Origin of the sequence: Streptomyces sp. NPDC005811, from assembly GCF_040630405.1 — a bacterium.
Classification (GTDB): Bacteria; Actinomycetota; Actinomycetes; order Streptomycetales; family Streptomycetaceae; genus Streptomyces.
The window spans coordinates 26,768-47,190 of sequence record NZ_JBEXXK010000029.1 but is presented as its reverse complement, the minus strand read 5'-3'; the positions used below and the strand labels follow the sequence as shown (position 1 = coordinate 47,190).

Sequence of the window (20,423 nt, the reverse complement as noted above, 5' to 3'; positions counted from 1 at the left end):
GGGGGTCGTCATGCTCAACGCACTCGAGATCGTCACCACCGTGGTCGTCGGCCTGATGGTGGGCGTGGAGTTCTCCGTCGCCTTCGTCATGAGCCGGATCCTCAACGCACTCCCCGGCGACGCCGGCCAGCTCGGCCACGCCCACGGGGGCCGGATGCTCGGCGCCGTCATGCCGGTCTGGTACATCGGCTCGCTCGTCCTCGCCGGGGCCTGGGCCGTCGCCGGAGGGGACCGGCACGGCGCCGGTCTCGTCGTCACCGCCGCCGGGCTGCTGATCCTCAGCGTGGTCATGTCGGTCCTGCTGCTCGTCCCGATCAACGACCGGAACAAGACGTGGACCCCCGAGAACCGGCCCGCCGACTGGAAGGAACAGCTGAACCGCTGGGAGCGCTGGCACTACGTCCGCGTCGCGCTCATCATCGCCGCGTTCACCCTGCTGGTCACCGCCCTCGCCTGAACCGTCCCGGCCGGGGCGCCCGGGGCCGGTCCGGCGGATCCGGTCGGGCGTCGCGGCGACGGGGGTCCCTCCCGCGCGGGCGCGGCCGAGCGTGGGGCGAGTCGGCAACCGGCGGCAGCGCGGCAGACGGGCGCTCCCGGCCCCGGGGCTGCGGCGTGGGCCGCCGGGGCGGTCCTATGCGGGTCGGTCCGGCAGGACGTCGGCGAACGGTTCGCCCTCGCCCGCGAAGGTGTAGGCGCCGGTCTCGATGCGGTCGATCAGACCGTGGGTCCACTCGGCCTCCGCGTCGGCCGTGTGGACCCAGAGGTTCATGATCTCGCCGATGTGGCCGAGCTGCTGGGGGCCGCCCTCGGGGTCGTAGTGCTCGACGACGGTGGAGCGCCACCGTTCGATCCGGCGGATCCGCTCCTTGAGCAGGGTCACGGCCTCGGCGCGGGGCAGGTCGACGACGAAGCCGATGGCCGCCGACTTGACGTCGGTCTTCTGGTCGTACGACGTCAGCGCCTCGCGCAGCAGCCGGAAGTACTCCTCGTTGCCCGCCCCGGTGATCTCGTACTCGGTGCGGGGCGGGCCGCCGGCCGTGGAGGGGGCCGTCTCGTGCTCGTGCAGCATCCCCTGTTTCGCCAGTTGCCGCAGGGCGTGGTAGATCGAGCCCGGCTTGGCGTTGGACCACTCGTGGGCGCCCCAGTACTCCAGGTCGCCGCGGACCTGGTAGCCGTGGGCCCGCCCGTGCAGACGCACCGCGCCCAGCACGAGAAGACGGATTGCTGACATGGGCCCCAGGTTATGACCCGGGGCCCATGGACCGGGACTCGGCTCTGGCCGGCGACCGGCTCAGGCCGGCACGCGGCTCAGAAGGGGAAGCGGCTCAGAAGGGGAAGCGGCTGCGGCCGTGCTGCACGGAGATCCACTTGGTGGTGGTGAAGGCCTCCAGGGTCGTCTCGCCGTTCAGACGGCCGACTCCGGAGTTCTTCTCGCCGCCGAAGGGCACGATCGGCTCGTCGTGGACGGTGCCGTCGTTCACATGGAACATGCCGCTGTCGACCTGCTTGGCGAAGGCGACGCCCCGCTCGACGTTCCCGGTGTGGACGGCGCCGCTGAGGCCGTACGGGGTGTCGTTGACCAGGCGCAGCGCCTCCTCCTCGCCGTCGAAGGGGACGAGGAAGACGACGGGGCCGAAGACCTCCTGCTGGAGCAGGGCGGAACCGGCGGGGACGCCGGTCAGGACGGACGGCTCGACGAGGTTGCCCTCGGTCGTGCCGTGCAGCAGGGCCGTCGCGCCCTCGGCGATCGCCTGCTCGACGACCGAGGTGAGCGACTCCGCCTGCTGGGAGTTGATCACCGGGCCGATGACGGTCTCCGGGTCGCGCGGGTCGCCGGCCTTGAGGCCGCGCACCTTGGCGACGAACTTCTCGGTGAACTCGTCGGCGAGCGAACGGTCGACCAGGACGCGGTTGGCGGCCATGCAGACCTGGCCCTGGTGGACGTAGCGGCTGAAGACGGCCGCGTCGACGGCGTAGTCGACGTCCGCGTCGTCGAGGACCACGATCGCGCTGTTGCCGCCCAGTTCGAGGATGGAGCGCTTGAAGTGCGCGGCGCAGACGGTGGCCACGTGGCGGCCGACCTTGTCGGAGCCGGTGAAGGAGATCACGCGCGGGATCGGGTGCTCGATGAAGGCGTCGCCGATCTCCGCGATGTCGGTGACGACGACGTTCAGCAGACCGGCGGGCAGCCCCGCGTCCTCGAACAGCTTGGCGACCAGGGTGCCGCCGACGATCGGGGTGTTCTGGTGCGGCTTGAGCACCACGGCGTTGCCGACCGCCAGGGCCGGGGCGACCGACTTCACGGACAGCAGGAACGGGAAGTTGAAGGGGCTGATCACACCCACGACGCCGACCGGCACCCGGTAGAGGCGGTTCTCCTTGCCGTCGACCGGCGACGGGATGATCTTGCCCTCGGGGCGCAGCGCCAGGCTGACCGATTCCCGCAGGAACTCCTTGACGAGGTGGAGTTCGAAGGCGGCCTTCAGCCGGGTGCCGCCCAGCTCGGCGATGATGACGTCGGCTATCTCCTGCTCGCGCTCCTCGACCAGGCGCAGCGCCTTCTCGAATATCGCGCGGCGGGCGTAGGCGTTGGTCTCGGCCCACTCCTTCTGGGCGCGGGCGGCGGCACGGTAGGCCTCGTCGACCTCGTCGACCGTGGCGATGGTGATCGAGGCGAGCTTCTCGCCGTCGTAGGGGTTGAAGTCGATGATGTCCCAGGACCCCGTCCCTGGACGCCACTTCCCGTCGATGTACTGCTGCGCCAGGTCCGTGAAGTAGGACGACATGTGATCCCTCAATCCCCTGCTGCGATCGACGTCACGATCTGATCACGCGTCATCGTACGTGTGTTTCAAAGGGGTTGGGGTCTTCCCCGGTTTCTCGAGGGGAAACCCTCAGGAACCGGCCACGGGAGCGGGCTACGACAGCTGGATCAGGCCGCGGAGCAGGTCCCGGCTCTCGTCGGGTCCGGGGCTGTCCTGCTGGAGCTCCTTCAGCGCGTGCTCGTACTGCGCGACGTCCTCGTGCTTGTCGAGGTAGAGGGCGCTGGTGAGCTGCTCCAGGTAGACGACCTCCTTGAGGTCGGACTCCGGGAAGCCGAGGATGGTGAAGGAGCCGGACTCGCCGGAGTGCCCGCCGAAGCTGAACGGCATGATCTGCAGCCGTACGTTGGGCCGCTCGGAGATCTCGATCAGATGCTGGAGCTGACCGCGCATCACCTCGCGGTCGCCGTAGGGCCGGCGCAGGGCGGCCTCGTCGAGGACGATGTGGAAGTCGGGGGCGTTCTCGGCGACCAGGTACTTCTGCCGCTCCAGGCGCAGTGCCACGCGCCGGTCGATGTCGGCGACGCTCGCGCCCTTCATGCCGCGGGAGACGACGGCGTGGGCGTAGGCCTCGGTCTGGAGCAGACCGTGCACGAACTGCACCTCGTAGACGCGGATCAGCGAGGCCGCGCCCTCCAGGCCGACGTAGGTGGGGAACCAGTTGGGCAGGACGTCCGAGTAACTGTGCCACCAGCCCGCCACATTGGCCTCGCGGGCGAGTCCGACCAGGGCCTGGCGCTCGATGTCGTCCGTGATGCCGTACAGCGTCAGCAGGTCCTCGACGTCGCGCGTCTTGAAGCTCACCCGGCCCAGTTCCATCCGGCTGATCTTCGACTCCGACGCCCGGATGTGGTAACCCGCCGCCTCCCGCGTGATGCCGCGCGCCTCACGCAGTCGCCGTAGTTGCGAGCCGAGCAGCATCCGCCGCACCACCGATCCGGGCTCTCCCGCGCTCACGTTCGCCAGCCTCCCCAACGGTCCTCTGGGCCCGCAGTCTGCCACTAAAACACTTCGAGCAGTACTCGTCCGATTACAGAGATGGAAAGAAGCCAAAGGATACGCACAGAGCTACGCGAGGGAAGGGTGAGGAGAAAGGAAGGAAACGGGCCCCGAACGACGAGAAGATGGCGGAAAAAATGGCCAAGAAGCGGTACGGGCGGGTCCATTTCGGTCACGTGCACGTGCATCTGCCCTTGCATCCGCCGTGCGCATCGGAAACCATGGTCTCGCGCCACCGCTGCATCGCAACGACCGCGAATCCCGGGAGTGCCTCGCATGGGGACGAATGGATCGACCATGCTCGAGCCGTTACGGCAGGGCCTTCCGCCGCTTGATCCCGCGGCCGTGTCCAACGCCGCGTCCTGCGCACTGCCCGCCCGCTTCGAAGCGGTGCGCGAGGCCCGCCAGTTCACCAGAAGAACCCTGGGCCAGTGGGACGTGGGCGACCGCTTCGACGACATCTGTCTGGTCGTCTCGGAACTGGTGACCAACGCGCTGCGGCACGGACTGCCCGAGACGGGCCCGCTCCCGGCGGACGGGAGCCCGTCGGTGCGGCTGCATCTGATGCGGTGGACCGAGCGACTGGTGTGCGCGGTGCGCGACCCCAGTCACGACAGCCCGCTGCCCCAGGAGAGCGAGGACTTCTCGGCGGAGTCGGGCCGCGGCCTGTTCCTCGTCGACTCCTTCGCCGACGGCTGGGGCTGGCACCCGCTGTCGGGCAGCCTCGGCGGCAAGGTGGTCTGGGCGCTGTTCCGGCTGCACACGCCCACCGAATGACGCACCGCGGCGCACTTCGGCGCCGCGGTTCTACGCGCGTTGTGACCCCATTGATACGGTTTTGACCCCGCGAGTGCGGGTGAGGTGACCGACCCCGTGGCGTGGGCGGCCGGGGCGTCAGCTCGCGATGAGGTGGTCGAACTCCCCGTCCTTGATGCCCAGCAGCATCGCCTCGATCTCGGCCCGCGTGTAGACGAGCGCGGGGCCGTCCGGGAAGCGCGAGTTGCGCACGGCCACGTCTCCGCCGGGCAGTCGCGCGAACTCCACGCAGGATCCCTGCGAGTTGCTGTGCCGGCTCTTCTGCCAGGCAACCCCGTACAGCTGTGTGGCCGTCATGCCGTTGTACACGTCGTGCCCCCCGTCAACGTGGTGGTCCACAGGTCGCTCCCTGGTGGTGCACTGGCTCGTGTGGCCATTGGTGCCGTGGTCAACTGTCCCGGATCATAACCCCGTTCATGTGCAGTTGCATGAGCAGATGCACGTGCACGCCGGGTGGTGACGCGGTTACAGCTTTGACGCGCGCTTTACCCGGCCGGAAAGTAGTCCGGATCGAACCACTCGTGCACTAGGAACAGACGCTCGGCACGCCCGTCATGTTCCATCGGCACCCCTGACCAGCACCGTTTTCCTCCGTTTCGGGCGGTCCTGGAAGGCGGACGCCCGCGCTCCGGTCCATCCGGTGGACGTACCTCCGGACGTGTGGGTTCCGCGGGTCCCGCCCGGAGGATCCGGAAATGGCCCTGCCGTGCGCCGAGCGGGCACGGAAAGCGCTCGCCCCCGTGTACGACCCTGACGGTCGTACACGGGGGCGAATCCGGCCGGACCACAGGGGCGGGCCGTCTCGGCCGTCCGGCCGAGGCGCGGGAGGAGCGATGTCCAGACATCCTGGACAGGTCGACCGGTTTCCCTCGTACGGCTGCGAGCGCCTCCGGCTCAGCGGCTGCCGTACGGCAGCAGGGCCATCTCGCGGGCGTTCTTGATCGCGCGGGCCAGCAGCCGCTGCTGCTGGGCGGAGACCCGGGTGACCCGCCGGCTGCGGATCTTGCCCCGGTCGGACAGGAACGTCCGCAGCAGGTCGGTGTCCTTGTAGTCGATGTACTCGACACCGGCCCGGTCGAGCGGGTTGGGGCGGGCCTTGGCGGGCTTGCGGTCGGCCTTGCGGGGCACGGGTCAGACCTCCAGGAGGGTGTCGAAGGCGGGCGGCAGCCGCTTCCAGGCGTCGCGGCCGCCGGCGTACTCGGCGTCGGTGAGCAGACAGGTCTCCAGCAGCCGTTCGAGCCCGTCGCGGTCGAGGCCGGGGGAGGTGAAGACCAGGTGCTGGCAGCAGTCGCCGTGCTCGGGGTGCCAGTCCAGCGCGGCGGCGGCGCGGCGGACCGGCGGCACCAGCTCCCAGGCCGCGTCCGGGAGCGCGGCGAGCCACGGGCCGGCCGACTCCACGCAGAGGGCGCCGCCGGCCGCGTCCCAGTGCAGCAGCACATCGGGCCGGTCGGCGAGCCAGAACCGGCCCCGGCTGCGGGCGGCGGCGCAGGTCAGGTCCTCCAGCGCCGCGTACAGCCGCTCCGGGTGGAAGGGGCGGTTCCGGTGCCAGACGAAGGTGGCGACCCCGTGCGCGTCAGCCTCGGCGGGGAGCAGGGCGCAGGCGGGGTGCTGTGCGGCGGCGGCCGCCTCGACGTCGAAACCGGCGAGGGCGGCCGCCGTCAGCCCGCACGGACGAGAAGAAGTGCCGGACGCATATGCACGTGCGGATGCATCCGCTGCGGGGTGGCCGTCCGGGACGGGGATCCGGCGGGCGGTCGGATGCAGCTGGGCGAGCAGCTCCCGGTCCTCGTCGTCGGCCTCCGGGGAGTCGACGACGGCCAGCACGGGGGCGTACTCCAGCTGCCGGGCGAAGGTGTCGGCGACGGTCCGCCGGTCGGTCGCCGCCGCGGCGAGGCCCACGTCGGCGAGATCGTCGCCGTTGCCGAGGTACGGCAGCAGGAGCGCGGGGTCGACGGCGGTGATCACCGCGGTGACGGTGAGGCCGCCGGCCACGACCACCTCGGTCATGGCCTTGGGCTCCACGGAGTCCCACAGCTCGACGATCGCGAGCCGGGTGGTGCCGTCCTGCGCCAGCCGGCGCAGCTCGGGGACCAGGTCCTCGCGCAGCGCGCAGCAGGCGCAGTCGTCGATCAGGGGCGTCTCGCCCGCGGAGCGGACTCCGCGGGCGTCGCGGACGGTCCGTACGACCGTGCCGGCGGCGGCCGTCGCGAGGTCGTGGTGGAGTACGACGCCGTCCGGGACGTCGGCGAGCAGGTGCGCCACCGTCGCCCGGCGGGCGTCGGCGTGCAGCCCGCCGACGATCACGACGGACAGGCTCACGAACCGCCCCGCTTCCCGTACCGGCGCTCGAAGCGCTCGACGCGGCCGGCGGTGTCCAGGACGCGGGCGGTGCCGGTGTAGAAGGGGTGGCTGACGTTCGAGATCTCGACGTCGACGACCGGGTAGGTGCGGCCGTCCTCCCACGCGATCGTCCTGCCGCCGGCCGTGGCCGACAGGGTGGAACGGGTGAGGAAGGTGTAGTCCGCGGCACGGTCACGGAAGACGACCGGGCCGTAGGCCGGGTGGATCGACTCGCGCATGGTCAGCGCTCCTCTCGGAAGTCGACGTGGCGGCCGGCGACGGGGTCGTACTTCCTGAGGGTCATACGGTCCGGGTCGTTGCGGCGGTTCTTGCGGGTGACGTACGTGAAGCCGGTCCCCGCCGTGGACCGGAGCTTGACGACCGGGCGGAGTTCGTTGCGTGCCATGCTGGTATCTTACTGAAAATGACATCCATTAGCGATAGCTGGCAGAGAGAGGTACGTCACCCATGTCCGCGCACTGCATGCTGACCGGTGCCCAGCCCGGGTTCGGCAACCGGATCTCGCACTCCCACCGGCGGACGTCCCGCCGTTTCGACCCCAACGTCCAGTCCAAGCGGTACTGGCTGCCCGGCGAGGGGCGACGGGTACGGCTGCGGCTGAGCGCGCGGGGGATCAGGACGGTCGACGCGATCGGCGTCGAGGCGGCGGTGGCGCGGATCCGCGCCCGTGGCATCCGGGTCTGAAAGGGGCTGAGGCTCGATGGCGAAGAAGAGCAAGATCGCGAAGAACGACGGACGGCGGGAGACCGTCGCGCGGTACGCCGAGCGGCGGGCCGAACTGAAGGAGATCCTCCGGCACCCCTCGTCCACGGAGGCCGAACGACTGGCCGCCGCACGGGAACTGCGCCGCCAGCCGAGAGACGCGAGCGCGACACGCGTACGCAACCGCGACCAGGTGGACGGCCGCCCCCGCGGCTACCTCCGAACCTTCGGCCTGTCCCGCCTGGGCCTACGGGAGCAGGCACACGCGGGGTATCTGCCGGGGGTGCGGAAGGCTTCCTGGTAGGGGGATGGATTCCGCGGTGGGCCTGCGATGGGTTCAGCCGCGGGTCCCCGTCCAACCCGTCGTGAGGCCTCCGGCGTTTCTGTGGTCACAGGTGGGGGCTTGGAGGTCACAGGTGGGCCTCAGGGTTTTTGGTGGGGGTGCTGGTAGCTTGCTGCGGTCCTTGTCGTTCGGCTTCAGTTGGGGAGCTTGCAGTGGCTTCGGCGATCTACTCGCGCGGTGTGTCCCGACGGGCCGTGGCGGCCGTGGCGGTGCTGGCGGGCGCGCTCGCGCTCGCCGGGTGCGGCGGCGGGTCCGACGACGACGGTTCCTCGGCGATCCCGTCCGCCAACGCCGCCACGGCGAGCGCCGGGACCGCCGAGGCCTCGGACGGTGCCACCGAGGCCGCGTCGAACGAGCTGGAGGGGAACTGGCTGGCCACGGCCGACGGCGACTCCGTCGCGCTGATCGTCACCGGGAAGCAGGCCGCCCTGTTCGCCACCGGCGGGACCGTGTGCAGCGGGACCGCCAGCGCGTCCGCGGGCATGAGGATGATCTACCTCAAGTGCCCCACCGGCTCCAAGGACCGCACGACCGGCATGGTCGACTCCCTCGACGGCGACACCATGAAGGTGACCTGGTCGGGCGCGGCGGGCAAGGAGACGTTCACCAAGGCGGAGGACGGCAAGCTGCCCTCGGGGCTGCCGACGGCCGGGACGGGCTCCTGACCCCGGGGAGCACGGGCACGGGTGGGGGCGCGCGGCGAGGTGCCGTGCGCGTACGTGATGATCCTTCCAGCACCGCCACACACCTCAGGGGACCCCTCATGCGCGCCGTTCCGATCACCGTCACCGCCCTCGCCGCGGCCCTGCTGCTCACCGCCTGTTCCAGCGACGACAGCGGCTCCGACGACGGCGGGAGCAAGGCCTCCGCGTCCGCCGGCACGGCCGCCGGTGCCGCCTGTTCCTTCGACGGTCTGGGCCAGGAGGTCGGCCCGGTCGACGCCGCCCCCGCCGCCGGGGACACCGGCAACGTCACCGTCACCCTCACCAACAAGGGCGCCGAGTGCACCCTGGACGGCTTCCCCACCGTCGGCCTCTCCACCGGCGGCGACTCCGTGAGCGTGCCGCAGGACCCGGCCGCCCAGAAGCAGAAGGTGACCGTCCCGGAGCAGGGCACGGTCACCTTCACGATCACCTACGTGCGCGGCGAGAGCGGCGACAAGAGCCTCGCCGTGAAGACGGCGGAGTTCGGCCTGCCGGGCTCCGAGAAGACCGAGAGCTTCCCCTGGTCCTACGGCGACGTCTCGCTGAAGAGCGCGGGCAAGCCGGACGCGTCGGTGGGCTCCTTCACGCAGGCCGGCGACTGACCCGTCTCACGGGAGCCGCGGCCGGGCGGCGACCTGCGCCCGGTCGGCGGCCTCGGCCCCCTCGGTCCAGCCCGCCTCGTCGGTGACGCCGCGCAGCCTCGTGGTGACCGTGTCCGGGAACATCCGGTCGGTGGCGGCCGTGACGGCGACCTCCCGGGTGGCGAGGACCGGGAGCAGATCCCGGCCCGCCGCGCTCTCGGTGGCGGCCGCGACCTCGGCGAGCCGCGCCCCCACCCGATGGGCGTACGCGGCGAGGAAGGACTGCCGGAAGGTCTTGGTCCGCCTGCGTCCGCCGGCCCGCTGCGCGGCCTCCGCCTTCACCATCGCCGACTGCGCCTGCACCAGCAGCGAGGTGTGGAGCAGCTCCACCGCCACCAGATCGGCCTCGAAGCCGACGACCGTGGAGAAGCAGAAGGGCTCGTTCCACACGGCGCGGCAGTGGTTGGCGGACGCGACCGCGTCCAGCAGCATCGCCTTGGCCTGCTCGTACGGCGGCTCGACCCCGATCCGGCAGGCGGCGGGCGCGTCCGGGTCGGGGGCCCCGGCGTCGAGCAGCGCCTCGTCGACGCTGTGCCGGGCCATCAGTTCCTGCGCCTTCGCCGTGAGCGCCTCCGCCTCCTCCGGATAGCCGGTGGCCTCCGCCTTGGCGAGCAGCGCGCGGATCCGGGTGAGCATGCGGGAGTCGGAGCGCCGGCCAGGACCCGGCCGGGGCTCCTGGAGGGGTTCGAGGGAGGGCAGGCGCAGCAGCAGGCGGTAGAGCTCCAGGACCGTGGTGGCGTACGAGAAGCGGTCGGCGCGGGCCGGGACCTCGGCGGGCAGTTCGGTGAGCTGGCCGGTCCAGCGGGGGCCGCGTGTCTTGTCGTCCGGTGCCTGGGCGCGGATCAGCGCGGCCAGCACGCGTACGTGGACGTCCTCCAGCTCCCGCCGCACGAACCGTACGAGATCGGCGGGCTGCCAGCCGCGCTGCCAGGCCGCCGCCACGAACTCCCGGCCGCGCCGGTCGAGTTCGGCGTCCGCGGCGGGGTCGGCGGCGAGGAGGGAGGCGCCTGCGTCGAGGGCGGTGTCCACGGTGTCGTAGAGGGCGGTGCGGAAGGCGGTGTCGACGGTGCTGCTCACCGTTCGATCGTGTCACGCGCGCGGGGAGGACGAACACACCCCCACCTACTGACAACCCGAGGTTGACACTCGGGGAGTGTCAACTTATGGTTGACGCATGACGACGAACCCCAACATCACGTCATCCGTACGGCTCGACGAACTCATCGCGGCCATCAAGAAGGTCCACCCCGAACCCCTCGACCAGCTCGAGGACGCGGTGATCGCCGCCGATCACCTCGGTGAAGTGGCCGACCATCTGATCGGGCACTTCGTCGACCAGGCGCGGCGCTCGGGCGCCTCCTGGACGGACATCGGCCGGAGCATGGGAGTCACCCGGCAGGCCGCGCAGAAGCGGTTCGTGCCCAAGGAGTCGGCCGATCTCGACCCCAGCCAGGGTTTCAGCCGCTACACCCCGCGGGCCCGCAACGTCGTGATGGCCGCCCACAACGAGGCCGTCGCCGCCCGCAACACCGAGGGCCGCCCGGAGCACCTGGTGCTCGGCCTGCTGGCCGAACCGGAGGGACTGGCCGCCAAGGCGATCACCGCACAGGGGGTCCTCCTGGACACCGTCCGCCAGACCGCGGGCGCCGCGCTGCCGCCCGCCGCCGAGGAGATCCCGGAGCTGCTCCCCTACGGCTCCGACGCCAAGAAGGTCCTGGAACTCACCTTCCGCGAGGCGCTCCGCCTCGGCCACAACTACGTCGGCACCGAGCACATCCTGCTGGCGCTGCTGGAGTTCGAGAACGGCACGGGCGTCCTGTCGGACCTCGGCATCCGCAAGTCCGCCGTCGAAGGGTGGGTCGCCGAGGCCCTGGCCCTGCTCACGGTGGAGCTGCCGGAACAGGACTGAGGGACCTGCCGAGGGGTGGTGCGGGGGCGGCGCCAGGGCGGCGCGAGGGCGTTGTCAGACCCTGCTGCGACACTCGCCGTATGACCGACCGGTGGGCCCTCGCCCCGGCCGAGGACGGCGGCGCCGAGCTCGCCCCCCTCGGTCCGGACGGGCTGCCCGCCGGGCCGGTGCTGCGGGAGGACGATCTCGCGCGGGCCGTCCGCGAGCGGCCCGGCGTCACCCGCTGGGTCTGGCGCTCCACGGCCGAGGTGTACCCGCGCCTGCTCGCCACGGGGGTGCGGGTCGAGCGGTGCTACGACGTCGAGGACGCCGAGACCCTCCTCCTCGGCCACGAGGGGCGGTACGGCGAACCCCGCTCGGCCGCCGCCGCCCTGGCGCGGCTGCGCGGCGGCCCCGTACCGCCGGACCCGCCGCAGCGCTCCGCCTCGCCCGGCGCCCAGGCCCAGCCCTCGCTGTTCGAACCGCGGTCCGTCCAGGCCGCCGCCCTGCCGCTGGCCGACCTCGCCGAGGTCTACGCCGAGCAGCAGCGGCGGCACACGCGCGCGGAACACCCCGAGCGGATGCGGCTGCTGACGGCGGCCGAGTCGGCGGGCATGCTGGTCGCCGCCGAGATGAACCGCGCGGGCCTGCCGTGGAGCGCCGAGACGCACCGCGCGGTGCTGCACGACCTCCTCGGGGAGCGGTACGCGGGCGGTGGCGAGCCCCGCCGGCTGGCCGAACTGGCCGGCGAGGTGTCCGCCGCGTTCGGCCGCCGGGTCCGCCCCGATCTGCCCGCCGATGTGATCAAGGCGTTCGGGCAGGCCGGGATCCGGGTGAGGTCGACCCGCCGCTGGGAGCTGCAGTCCCTCGACCATCCGGCGGTGGAACCGCTCATCGCGTACAAGAAGCTGTACCGCATCTGGGTCGCGCACGGCTGGTCCTGGCTGCACGACTGGGTGCGCGAGGGCCGCTTCCGCCCCGAGTTCCTGCCGCACGGCACGGTCACCGGCCGCTGGGTCACCAACGGCGGGGGCGCCCTCCAGATCCCCAAGGTCATCCGGCGGGCCGTGGTCGCCGACCCCGGCTGGCGGCTGGTCGTCGCCGATGCCGACCAGATGGAACCCCGGGTCCTCGCCGCGATCTCCCGCGACCCCGGTCTGATGGAGGTCGCCGGCCAGGAGGACGACCTCTACCAGTCCGTCTCCGACCGCGCCTTTTCCGGCGACCGCGACCAGGCCAAGCTCGCCGTGCTCGGCGCGGTCTACGGCCAGACCTCCGGCGACGGCCTGAAGCACCTCGCCGCGCTCCGCCGCCGCTTCCCGCGCGCGGTGGCCTACGTCGACGAGGCGGCCAAGGCGGGCGAGGAGGGCCGGCTCGTACGGACCTGGCTGGGCCGGACCTGCCCCCCGGCGGCCGGCGCGGGCGAGACGGGCACGGACGAGGCCGGCATCCCGGTCGACCCCGTCGCCCCGGCCGAGGACACGGAACCGGAGGAGGGCCGGCCGTGGGTGCCGGGGTACGCCTCCTCCGACGCCCGTGCGCGGGGCCGCTTCGCCCGCAACTTCGTCGTCCAGGGCAGCGCCGCCGACTGGGCGCTGCTGATGCTCGCCGCACTGCGCCGGACCTGCGCGGACATGGCCGCCGAACTGGTCTTCTTCCAGCACGACGAGGTGATCGTGCACTGTCCCGAGGAGGAGGCGGAAGCGGTCGTCGCCGCGATCCGGGAGGCGGCCGGCCTCGCGGGGCGGCTGACCTTCGGGGAGACGCCGGTGCGGTTCCCGTTCACGACGGCGGTGGTGGAGTGCTATGCCGACGCGAAGTGATCACCCGGACGGGCCGAGCAGCCCCTCGATCTCGGCCACGACGGCGGTCTCGTCCGTCCCGGCCAGTGCCTCCAGGGCCGCCCTCCACTGGGCGCGCGCCTCGTCGGCGCGTCCCTGCTCGCGCAGCAGCAGACCGTGCTGGTGCCGGGCGAGGCCGCCGGTGTAGCGGTCGGCGCGGGCGTCGGCGCGGCGCAGCAGTTCGGCGCACTCCCCCGCGGCGCGTCCGGTCCGGCCCAGCAGCCGCAGCGCACGGACCAGCCCCAGCCGGGTCTGCGACTCACCGTGCCAGTCGCTGTGGCCGCCGAGGACGCGCAGGCTCTCCTCGAAGTGCGGGAGGGCGGCGGCCGGTTCACCGAGGGTGAGTTGGGCGTAGCCGATGTTGCAGTGCGCCGAGTGCTGCACGATCACGGCGCCGGTCCGGTCCCCGAGGGCCAGTGAGAGGCGGTGCTGCTCGATGGCGGCGCGCGGGTCGGTGTGCTCGTACAGGTTGCCGAGGTGGCTGTGGGTGACGGCCTCGCCGTGCGGGTCGTTCAGCTGGCGCGAGTACGCGAGGCTCTCGCGCAGGGCGTCGCCGGACTCCTCGTAGCGGCCGAGACTCTCCAGCAGCAGCCCGCGGTTGTTGAGGCAGCGGCGGATCCACGACAGCCGGTCGAGCCGCCGCCAGATGGTCAGGGCACGGCCGTTGAGGGCGAGCGCGTCCTGGAGCCGGCCGGTCAGGAAGTGCAGACCGGCCAGGTCGCCGAGGGCGTACGCCTCCGCCGTCGCGTCCCCGAGCCGGCGGGCCGTGCGCAGCGCGACCCGCCCGAGCACCTCCATCTCGGCGACCCGCCCCCGGCGCTGGAGGCAGGGGAAGAGGAGCCGCAGGAGGGTGGAGACGAGCGCGGCCTCGACGTCCGCGTCACCGCCCTCCGCCGAGGCCGGCCCGGCCAGGGCCACGATGTTCTCCAGCTGCGTCTCGGCCCAGGCGAAGGCCTCCTCCGGCCCCGGGAAGGCCGGTACGTCCCGGACGTACGCCGCGTGGGCCGCCGCCGGCTGGGCGGAGGTGGGCCGGCGCCGGTCGTCCTGGTCCAGCCCGGGTTCGAGCACGGCGACGAGGGCCTGCTCGGCTACGGCGGCGTACCAGTGCAGGGCGGTTGTCCGGGGGGTGGCTGTCGGGCCGGTGGGAACGGGTGGGTCAGTCCTGGTCGGCGAGCCCGCGCCCGTCCGCGGGGCGGCGGTCGTCGGCGGGGCGGTGCGGCTCGCCAGTTCGCGGGCGAAGTCCCGTACCAGGTCGTGGGGGGTGTAGCGGCCGTAGGTGGTCTCCTCGAGGAGGGCCACGTCGACGAGCCGGTCCAGGGCGGTCTCGGCGCGACGCTCGTCGGTGCCGGTGAGGCGGGCGAGCAGCGGGGCGCCGTACGAGGGCAGGTCCAGGGCGCCGACCCGGCGCAGGGCGAGGGCGGCGTCCCGGTCGGCCTCGCGCTCGGAGGCGGCGAGCGCGTCATGGGCGACGGCGAGGGAGCGGCGCACGCTCAGATCGTCGTACTCGAGGTGGTGCAGCCTGCCCTGAGTCGCGGTCAGCTGCCCGGCGAGCGCGTCCGGGGTGAGGGCCCGGCGGGCGGCGAGGCGGGCGGCGACGATCCGCAGGGCCAGCGGCAGGCGGCCGGTGAGGTCGACCAGGGGGTGGCGCGCGTCGAGGCGGTCGCCGTCGTCCGCGTCGTCCCGGCCGGAGAGCGCGCGCAGCAGGGCCGCGCTGTCCTCGGCGGACAGGGGCGCGAGCGGGAAGCGGTGGGCGCCGTCCAGGGCGGTGAGCGGGGAACGGCTGGTGACGAGCACCGCGCAACCGGGTCCGGCCGGCAGGAGCGGGCGGATCTGGGCGGCGGAGGCGGCGTCGTCCAGGACGAGGAGGGTGCGGGTGGGCGCGAGGAGGGTCCGCATCAACGCAGCCGCCGCGTCCGGGTGTTCGGGGATACGGCGGGGCTCGGTGCCGAGGTCGCGGAGGAGCGCGGCGAGTGCCTGCGGCGCGGGGAGCGGGGTCATGCCGGGGGTCGCGCCGTGCAGGTTGAAGTAGAGCTGGCCGTCGGGGAAACGTTCCCGCAGGATATGGGCCAGGTGCAGGGCGAGGGCGCTCTTGCCGACGCCGGCCATGCCGGTGATGACGGCGAGCGCGGGGCGGCCGTCCGACGAGGGGACCGAGAGGAGGTCGGCGAGACGACGGAGGGTGCGGTCGCGGCCGGTGAAGTGGGCCGGAGGTGGAGGGAGTTGGGCAGGCCCGGGGAAGGGTGGGGTGGTGGCGGTGTCGGGGATACCGGGGTCGGGGATGCCGGGGTCGGGGGCAGAGGCGGGGGTGCGGGCGTCGCGGGGCTCGCCGCCGTTCGGGGCCAGCCCGTGGGCATGCCCTTGGGCATCTCCGCTCGCCTGCCCTCGGACCTGCCCGCTCGCCTGCCCGTAGGCCTGCCCTTGGGCCTCCCCGCGGGCCTGCCCGCTCGCCTCCCCTCGGACCTGCCCGCTCGCCTGCCCTCGGACCTGCCCGTAGGCCTCCCCTTGGGCCTCCCTGCGGGCCTGCCCGCGGGCCTGCCCGTAGGCCTCCCTGCGGGCCTCCCCGCTTGCCTCCCCGCGGGCCTCCCCGCTCGCCTCCCCGCGGGCCTGCCCGCTCGCCTGCCCTTGGACCTCCCCGCGGGCGTCTCCAAGGGCCTCCCCCCGGGCCTCTCCCCGGGCTTGTCCATCGTCCCCTCCCCGGGTCGGCGCATGGCCCCGTCCCCGGGTCGGCGCATCGCCCTCTCCCCGGGTCGGCGCATGGGCCCCTCCCCGAGTCGGCGCATCGCCCTCTCCCCGAGTCGGCGCATGGGCCCCTCCCCGAGTCGGCGCATCGCCCCCTCCCCGAGTCGGCGCATGGGCCCCTCTCCGGCTGGGCCCATCAGTCCCTCTCCGGCTGGGCCCATCAGCCCTTCCCCGGGTCGCCCCATCAGCCCCTCCCCGGACCTGGCCGTCCGCCTCCGTCTCCGCCTCAAGTACCCCGCGCAGCACCTCCACATGGGCCTCGCGGACCGCCGGGCCCGGTTCGGCGCCGAGTTCCTCCACCAGGTGGGTGCGCAGGTCGCGGTGGACGGCGAGGGCCTCCGCCTGGCGGCCCGTGCGGTGCAGGGCCAGCATCAGCTGACGGTGGTACGCCTCGCGCAGCGGATGCTCGGCGGCCAGTGCCGTCAGTTCCGGCACGATCCGGGCCACCCGGGTCACCCCGTCCGACCCGTGCACCCCACTCCCTTCGTCCATTCCTCCTCCGCCGAGGGCGAGTTCGGCGTCGTAGCGCCACTCCAGCAGGAGCAGCCGGGCCTCCCGCAGGCGTCGTACCAAGGCATAGCCGCCCAGGTCGGCCGGGAGACCGGTGAGCGGGGTGCCGCGCCACAGCGCGAGCGCGGCGGCGCACTCGGCGATGACGCGCTCCCAGTTACGGGCGGCGTGTGCCCCGCGCGCGGTGGCGAGGTGCCGTTCGAAGACATGGACGTCGAGTTCGCCCTGTTCGACGCGGAGCCGGTAGCCGGGCGGCTCGGCCCGCAGCCGCTCCGGGTCGTCGAGGAGCCGGCGCAGCCGGGTGACGTGGTTGTGCAGGGAGGCGTGCGCGGAGGCCGGGGGCGCGCCGGCCCACAGGGCCTCCTTGAGCGCCTCGACGGGGACGATCCGGTTGGCGTCGAGGAGGAGGGCGGCGAGGAGGGTGCGGAGTTTGGCGCTGCGGATCGTCCGGGGGTTTTCGTCCGGCGGGCCGGGGCAGTGGAGGACGGTCGGTCCCAGCAGTCCGAACCGCAGCCCGTCCTGCCGCATCACGTCCGCCATCGCCTTTCCGTCCATGTGCAAACCTTCGCGGCAGACCGTCTGACCAGCGACGACATGGACACCCGTTGGCAATATGTTAGCGATCCGTTGGTGCCGCCTGATGTGATCACAACATCGGAGCCGGCCCGACGGTGCGCGCGTGTGAACGCGGTACTCGGGGGAGTGTCGCCGCCGCGGCCGGATCCGGGGGCGCGTCGGGCCCCGGTCGGCGGAGGTGAACGACCGGGGCCCGCGCCTTGTTTCTGCCGCGTTTCTGCCGCGGGCTCAGATGACGGGCGGTCGGCCGAGGCGGGTCAGGCGCCACACCGTCCGCCACCGCATGGGCCGCCGGGGACCGGCCGGCTTGCGCACGCCTTCCGCGAACCCGCCGAACCAGGCCTTGAGGCCGCCGAGCGAGCGGGTGCGCAGCAGGGTGACGGCGATCCACACGCCGAGGTGGACGGGGATGAGCGGCAGCGGCAGGTTGCGGCGGACGAGCCAGACGCGGTTGCGGGCGGTGACGCGGTGGTAGATGGCGTGCCGGGCCGGTGAGGTCTTGGGGTGCTGGAGCAGCAGTTCGGGCGCGTAGAGGATCTTCCAGCCGGCGTCGGTGGCGCGCCAGGCGAGGTCGGTCTCCTCGTGCGCGAAGAAGAACTCGGCGGGCCAGTCACCGGTCTCGGCGAGCATGGCCATGCTCAGGCCGTGGCCGCCGCCGAGGAAGCCGGTGACGTATCCGCCCTCCATCGGGTCGGCGGCGCCGACGCGCGGGACGTGCCGGCGCTGGGTCTCGCCGCTCTCGTCGGCGATCCGGAAGCCGACGATGCCGAGGCGGGGGTCGGCGGCGTACAGGTCGCGCACCCGGCGCAGCACGTCGGGGTCGACGAGCAGTCCGTCGTCGTCGAGTTCCACGACGACGTCGATGTCGCCGAACGCGCGGAGCCGTTCGAGGCCGACGTTGCGGCCACCGGGGCAGCCGAGGTTCTCGTCGAGGTCGATGGTGGTGACCTCGCCGGGCAGGGCGAGGCGTTCGGCGAACTCGGGGAGCAGGCAGCCGTTGCCGACGACGACGATCCGGGCGGGTGCCAGGTCCTGCTTGGCGACGGACTCCAGCAGGGCGTCGACCTCGGCGGGCCGGTTGCCCATGGTCACCACGGCAACAGCGATCCTCGGCTCCACCACGTCGCTCAACCTCTTCACTCCGTCCGGCCGACGACGGCACTCTCCCGCGCTCCCGTCGCGCGACGCCCGTCATTCACCAAGATGTTGCCTCAGATACGGAGGTTGCCCGAACACCGGTTCACTTTGCGTCGCTTTTACGACGATTTTCCCGCCTTCGGACGAACTTCAGGCCGGACCAGTCCTCCCCCAGCGCGGCGACCTTCACATCGACGAGACCGAGGGGCAGGAAGAGGTCACGGAGGCCGTTCTCGGTGAGGTCGCTGACATGTCCGGCGGCCTTGCGGGGCCAGGCGATCCAGAGCATGGCGTGGTCGGCGAGGTCGTGGGCGAGGGTGTCGCCTTCCGCGGCGAGATCGGCGTACGACCGGTAGAAGGCGACGGTGATGTCGGCGCCGAGCGGGCCGCCGGGCGCGAGGTCGAGGTCCTCGGGGAGGCCGGGTACCGCCCAGCCCGGCTCGGCGTGCAGCAGGCGCAGCCGCTGCCCGTGTCCCGGCCTGACGCCGAGTTTCCTGGCGAGGGGGGTACCGGAGTGGCCGCCGCCGCTCGCCGAGGTGTCGCTCACCGTCCCACCGTAACCTCGCCGGCACGGAGCGCACGCCCGCCGGCGGGTGGATGTGCAGGGCATGCATGTGCTCGGGGGAGAAACGAAGGAGGCGAGGCGGAATTCCGCTAGGGAATCCGCCGTCCCCCACGGCGGGTTTAGGACACCCCGTGCCAGGTCGCGCCCGCCGCGAGCTTTCATCTCTTTCGCCGTACACGAATTGCATTCCTGGCGTGAACGCATCAGGTGGCCGGGCGAACACCCGGTGTCCCACGTCCGTCGCGGACAGTGACGCCAAGGGGTGTGCGCTGCGGAGATGCTCAGTCCTGCCCTTCGTCCTCCACGGATTCGGCGGCATCCAGTGCCCCGCACGGCGTGAACCATCCGCGTGCCATCGCGAGCACTCCGGCCTGGAATCGACTGCGCGCCTGGAGGCGCTCCATCAGATCGGCGGTGATCCGGCGCCCCGTCCGCACCGAGATACCGAGCTTTCGGGCCACCACCTCGTCGGTATGTCCGGCTCCGAGAAGTTCGAGCACCACCCGCTCCCGGGGCGAGAGCCCGCTGCCGTCCGGGGTCTGGTGCGCGCCCAGCGGATCGGCCTGCTGCCAGACCAGGTCGAACAAGGCGGACAGAGCGGGCGCGACCCCTGTGCCGCTGTGCACGAGAATGCCTTTGGAGGCGACCTCGGGATCCACCGGGACAATAGCGGTCCGGCCGTCGTAGAGAATCATCCGCAAAGGGAGTTGCGGGAATATCCGCACCTCGCCGCCGTGATCCAGAAGCCATTGCGCATACTCGAGAGTCAGGGCGTCGTTGCGTAAACTCTCAAGATATACATAGCGAACTCTTACCCCGCGCTCGAGCGCTGCCAGATCGAGCGGTCTTGCCATATCGAGCGCCTTGGGCGACTGCGCCCCGCGCGGCGCGAATACCGAAACCTCACTCACGCAGGTGTGCGCGCACAACTCGATCTGGGTGGATATGGCGTCCATTCCCATGAACTGCTGGACACTGGAGGTCAACGCCGTGTTCTGCGCGCTGTACTCGGCGATCATGCGGGCCGCCCGCACCCGCGAGGAGGCCAGTGCGGCCTGACCTGCCTGAAGCTCTTCCTCCCAGCTCAGGAGCAACGTCTCGAGGCCTACCTCAGGGTTGACCAGGCGCAGTTTTCCGGGTTCCTCGACGGAGGGACAGACGAGCGACAACCTGGTCAGATCCGCCAGCGCCGCGGAGACCCGACCGACGCTCCACCCCAACTCCTCGGTGATGTCCTCGACACCGGCTCTGGGTCTGCTCAGCAGAAGTGAATAAACGGCCTCGCCGTCCACCCCCATTCCGCCAAGACCCTGCATCATGACACCTCCCCCCGGAGTCTCGAAACGTCCACACGATCATAACGAATTGAGCCACCGCACCGGAAGGCCTGTCCACGGATGTCAGCAGCCTGCCACCGCAGGACGCTGACACACAAAAGGGCTGACTCGGCCCCTGTGGGCTGGCAAGAATCCTTCTCGTCCGGCAGGACAGCGGGCTCCGGAGCACAACCCCGAGCCCGTCACGCTTCGTCAACATGCAATCTTCACAGGGGGACACGATGCGGAACTCGGCTCTGAGAATCACCTCGCCCGCCCGGCGCTCGCTCGTCACCGGCCTCGGTATCGCCTGCCTGGTCGGCCTCGCCGGCCTCACCCACACCGCCCAGGCCGACACCGGCCGGCTGCCCGTCGCCGTCGCCGAGGCGGCCGTCGCGACGGAGGGCGCGCAGCCCGGCAACACGTGGGGGGACTGAGCGGCGGACAGCGGCAGCAGGGGGCT

The 20,423-nt window shown here is 72.2% G+C and carries 22 protein-coding genes; 9 read left to right on the top strand and 13 right to left on the bottom strand.

Annotated features, from left to right (window positions below; genetic code table 11):
- The first annotated feature begins 10 nt into the window (after positions 1-10).
- Positions 11-457, top strand: coding sequence for a DUF1772 domain-containing protein (locus ABZ490_RS28845; RefSeq protein WP_358995971.1), 447 nt, complete (start codon positions 11-13; stop codon positions 455-457).
- A 174-nt stretch (positions 458-631) separates the two neighbouring features.
- Here the strand turns inward: ABZ490_RS28845 and ABZ490_RS28840 are convergent, their stop codons facing one another.
- From ABZ490_RS28840 to ABZ490_RS28830, 3 genes are all read right to left on the bottom strand, one after another.
- Positions 632-1,231: a PadR family transcriptional regulator gene (locus ABZ490_RS28840; RefSeq protein ID WP_358995968.1), complete on the bottom strand. Its 600-nt coding sequence runs from the start codon at positions 1,229-1,231 to the stop codon at positions 632-634.
- Positions 1,232-1,325: 94 nt separating this feature from the next.
- Positions 1,326-2,786, bottom strand: a complete 1,461-nt coding sequence (locus tag ABZ490_RS28835; protein WP_358995965.1) for an aldehyde dehydrogenase family protein — start codon at positions 2,784-2,786, stop codon at positions 1,326-1,328.
- Positions 2,787-2,918: 132 nt separating this feature from the next.
- Positions 2,919-3,743 carry a helix-turn-helix transcriptional regulator gene (locus tag ABZ490_RS28830; protein ID WP_358996204.1) on the bottom strand — a complete coding sequence of 275 codons (825 nt, stop codon included), beginning with the start codon at positions 3,741-3,743 and terminating at the stop codon, positions 2,919-2,921.
- Between the two features lie 375 nt (positions 3,744-4,118).
- Between ABZ490_RS28830 and ABZ490_RS28825 the strand changes: the two genes are divergently transcribed.
- Positions 4,119-4,598 (top strand): ATP-binding protein, encoded by a 480-nt coding sequence (locus tag ABZ490_RS28825; protein WP_358995962.1) that lies wholly within the window; start codon positions 4,119-4,121, stop codon positions 4,596-4,598.
- Between the two features lie 117 nt (positions 4,599-4,715).
- Here the strand turns inward: ABZ490_RS28825 and ABZ490_RS28820 are convergent, their stop codons facing one another.
- The 5 genes from ABZ490_RS28820 to rpmG form a co-directional block, all read right to left on the bottom strand.
- Positions 4,716-4,934, bottom strand: coding sequence for a DUF397 domain-containing protein (locus ABZ490_RS28820; protein ID WP_052183895.1), 219 nt, complete (start codon positions 4,932-4,934; stop codon positions 4,716-4,718).
- A gap of 597 nt (positions 4,935-5,531) precedes the next feature.
- Positions 5,532-5,765, bottom strand: a complete 234-nt coding sequence (rpsR, locus tag ABZ490_RS28815) for a 30S ribosomal protein S18 (RefSeq protein ID WP_358995959.1) — start codon at positions 5,763-5,765, stop codon at positions 5,532-5,534.
- 3 nt (positions 5,766-5,768) lie between these two features.
- Positions 5,769-6,956: a GTP-binding protein gene (locus ABZ490_RS28810; RefSeq protein ID WP_358995956.1), complete on the bottom strand. Its 1,188-nt coding sequence runs from the start codon at positions 6,954-6,956 to the stop codon at positions 5,769-5,771.
- Positions 6,953-7,216 carry a type B 50S ribosomal protein L31 gene (locus ABZ490_RS28805; RefSeq protein WP_358995951.1) on the bottom strand — a complete coding sequence of 88 codons (264 nt, stop codon included), beginning with the start codon at positions 7,214-7,216 and terminating at the stop codon, positions 6,953-6,955. Before ABZ490_RS28805 ends, ABZ490_RS28810 begins: the two co-directional genes overlap by 4 nt.
- Before the next feature lie 2 nt (positions 7,217-7,218).
- Complete coding sequence (gene rpmG / locus ABZ490_RS28800; RefSeq protein WP_037717627.1) at positions 7,219-7,383, bottom strand: 50S ribosomal protein L33; 165 nt, start codon at positions 7,381-7,383, stop codon at positions 7,219-7,221.
- 62 nt (positions 7,384-7,445) lie between these two features.
- On the opposite strand from rpmG, the gene rpmB reads away from it, so the two are divergent.
- The 4 genes from rpmB (at position 7,446) to ABZ490_RS28780 (ending at position 9,349) form a co-directional block, all read left to right on the top strand.
- Entirely contained in the window at positions 7,446-7,682 is a 237-nt protein-coding gene (gene rpmB / locus ABZ490_RS28795) for a 50S ribosomal protein L28 (RefSeq protein WP_358995948.1), read from the top strand.
- Between the two features lie 16 nt (positions 7,683-7,698).
- The gene (gene rpsN / locus ABZ490_RS28790) at positions 7,699-8,004 is read left to right on the top strand and encodes a 30S ribosomal protein S14 (RefSeq protein WP_358995945.1); all 306 of its coding nucleotides are present in this window, start codon (positions 7,699-7,701) and stop codon (positions 8,002-8,004) included.
- A 191-nt stretch (positions 8,005-8,195) separates the two neighbouring features.
- Positions 8,196-8,708, top strand: a complete 513-nt coding sequence (locus tag ABZ490_RS28785; protein WP_358995941.1) for a hypothetical protein — start codon at positions 8,196-8,198, stop codon at positions 8,706-8,708.
- 98 nt (positions 8,709-8,806) lie between these two features.
- Positions 8,807-9,349 (top strand): DUF4232 domain-containing protein, encoded by a 543-nt coding sequence (locus ABZ490_RS28780; RefSeq protein WP_358995938.1) that lies wholly within the window; start codon positions 8,807-8,809, stop codon positions 9,347-9,349.
- 6 nt (positions 9,350-9,355) lie between these two features.
- Here ABZ490_RS28780 and ABZ490_RS28775 read toward each other — a convergent pair whose 3' ends face one another.
- Complete coding sequence (locus ABZ490_RS28775; protein ID WP_358995935.1) at positions 9,356-10,465, bottom strand: DUF2786 domain-containing protein; 1,110 nt, start codon at positions 10,463-10,465, stop codon at positions 9,356-9,358.
- Between the two features lie 97 nt (positions 10,466-10,562).
- On the opposite strand from ABZ490_RS28775, the gene ABZ490_RS28770 reads away from it, so the two are divergent.
- Together ABZ490_RS28770 and ABZ490_RS28765 are read left to right on the top strand one after the other, a co-directional pair.
- Complete coding sequence (locus tag ABZ490_RS28770; protein WP_358995932.1) at positions 10,563-11,297, top strand: Clp protease N-terminal domain-containing protein; 735 nt, start codon at positions 10,563-10,565, stop codon at positions 11,295-11,297.
- Positions 11,298-11,377: 80 nt separating this feature from the next.
- Entirely contained in the window at positions 11,378-13,099 is a 1,722-nt protein-coding gene (locus ABZ490_RS28765) for a bifunctional 3'-5' exonuclease/DNA polymerase (protein ID WP_358995929.1), read from the top strand.
- Here ABZ490_RS28765 and ABZ490_RS28760 read toward each other — a convergent pair whose 3' ends face one another.
- The 4 genes from ABZ490_RS28760 to ABZ490_RS28745 form a co-directional block, all read right to left on the bottom strand.
- Positions 13,100-16,894 (bottom strand): BTAD domain-containing putative transcriptional regulator, encoded by a 3,795-nt coding sequence (locus ABZ490_RS28760; RefSeq protein WP_358996199.1) that lies wholly within the window; start codon positions 16,892-16,894, stop codon positions 13,100-13,102.
- A 276-nt stretch (positions 16,895-17,170) separates the two neighbouring features.
- A complete protein-coding gene (locus tag ABZ490_RS28755; RefSeq protein WP_358996195.1) occupies positions 17,171-18,064 on the bottom strand; it encodes a glycosyltransferase in 894 nt (297 codons plus the stop codon).
- 118 nt (positions 18,065-18,182) lie between these two features.
- Complete coding sequence (locus ABZ490_RS28750) at positions 18,183-18,626, bottom strand: DUF3052 domain-containing protein (RefSeq protein ID WP_358995926.1); 444 nt, start codon at positions 18,624-18,626, stop codon at positions 18,183-18,185.
- Positions 18,627-18,925: 299 nt separating this feature from the next.
- Entirely contained in the window at positions 18,926-19,963 is a 1,038-nt protein-coding gene (locus tag ABZ490_RS28745; RefSeq protein WP_358995923.1) for a LuxR C-terminal-related transcriptional regulator, read from the bottom strand.
- Positions 19,964-20,202: 239 nt separating this feature from the next.
- Here ABZ490_RS28745 and ABZ490_RS28740 point away from each other — a divergent pair, with 239 nt between their 5' ends.
- Entirely contained in the window at positions 20,203-20,397 is a 195-nt protein-coding gene (locus ABZ490_RS28740) for a hypothetical protein (RefSeq protein ID WP_358995920.1), read from the top strand.
- Positions 20,398-20,423 lie beyond the last annotated feature (26 nt).

What these genes read in the sequence shown, in the direction of transcription:
- ABZ490_RS28805 (WP_358995951.1), bottom strand. Translation starts at nt 7,216, where the DNA reads ATGCGCGAGTCGATCCACCCGGCCTACGGCCCGGTCGTCTTCCGTGAC.
- ABZ490_RS28835 (WP_358995965.1), bottom strand. Translation starts at nt 2,786, where the DNA reads ATGTCGTCCTACTTCACGGACCTGGCGCAGCAGTACATCGACGGGAAG.
- ABZ490_RS28825 (WP_358995962.1), top strand. Translation starts at nt 4,119, where the DNA reads ATGCTCGAGCCGTTACGGCAGGGCCTTCCGCCGCTTGATCCCGCGGCC.
- ABZ490_RS28770 (WP_358995932.1), top strand. Translation starts at nt 10,563, where the DNA reads ATGACGACGAACCCCAACATCACGTCATCCGTACGGCTCGACGAACTC.
- rpsN (WP_358995945.1), top strand. Translation starts at nt 7,699, where the DNA reads ATGGCGAAGAAGAGCAAGATCGCGAAGAACGACGGACGGCGGGAGACC.
- ABZ490_RS28830 (WP_358996204.1), bottom strand. Translation starts at nt 3,743, where the DNA reads ATGCTGCTCGGCTCGCAACTACGGCGACTGCGTGAGGCGCGCGGCATC.
- ABZ490_RS28820 (WP_052183895.1), bottom strand. Translation starts at nt 4,934, where the DNA reads ATGACGGCCACACAGCTGTACGGGGTTGCCTGGCAGAAGAGCCGGCAC.
- rpmB (WP_358995948.1), top strand. Translation starts at nt 7,446, where the DNA reads ATGTCCGCGCACTGCATGCTGACCGGTGCCCAGCCCGGGTTCGGCAAC.
- ABZ490_RS28740 (WP_358995920.1), top strand. Translation starts at nt 20,203, where the DNA reads ATGCGGAACTCGGCTCTGAGAATCACCTCGCCCGCCCGGCGCTCGCTC.
- ABZ490_RS28840 (WP_358995968.1), bottom strand. Translation starts at nt 1,231, where the DNA reads ATGTCAGCAATCCGTCTTCTCGTGCTGGGCGCGGTGCGTCTGCACGGG.
- ABZ490_RS28765 (WP_358995929.1), top strand. Translation starts at nt 11,378, where the DNA reads ATGACCGACCGGTGGGCCCTCGCCCCGGCCGAGGACGGCGGCGCCGAG.
- ABZ490_RS28745 (WP_358995923.1), bottom strand. Translation starts at nt 19,963, where the DNA reads ATGATGCAGGGTCTTGGCGGAATGGGGGTGGACGGCGAGGCCGTTTAT.
- ABZ490_RS28845 (WP_358995971.1), top strand. Translation starts at nt 11, where the DNA reads ATGCTCAACGCACTCGAGATCGTCACCACCGTGGTCGTCGGCCTGATG.
- ABZ490_RS28780 (WP_358995938.1), top strand. Translation starts at nt 8,807, where the DNA reads ATGCGCGCCGTTCCGATCACCGTCACCGCCCTCGCCGCGGCCCTGCTG.
- rpmG (WP_037717627.1), bottom strand. Translation starts at nt 7,383, where the DNA reads ATGGCACGCAACGAACTCCGCCCGGTCGTCAAGCTCCGGTCCACGGCG.
- ABZ490_RS28760 (WP_358996199.1), bottom strand. Translation starts at nt 16,894, where the DNA reads ATGCGGCAGGACGGGCTGCGGTTCGGACTGCTGGGACCGACCGTCCTC.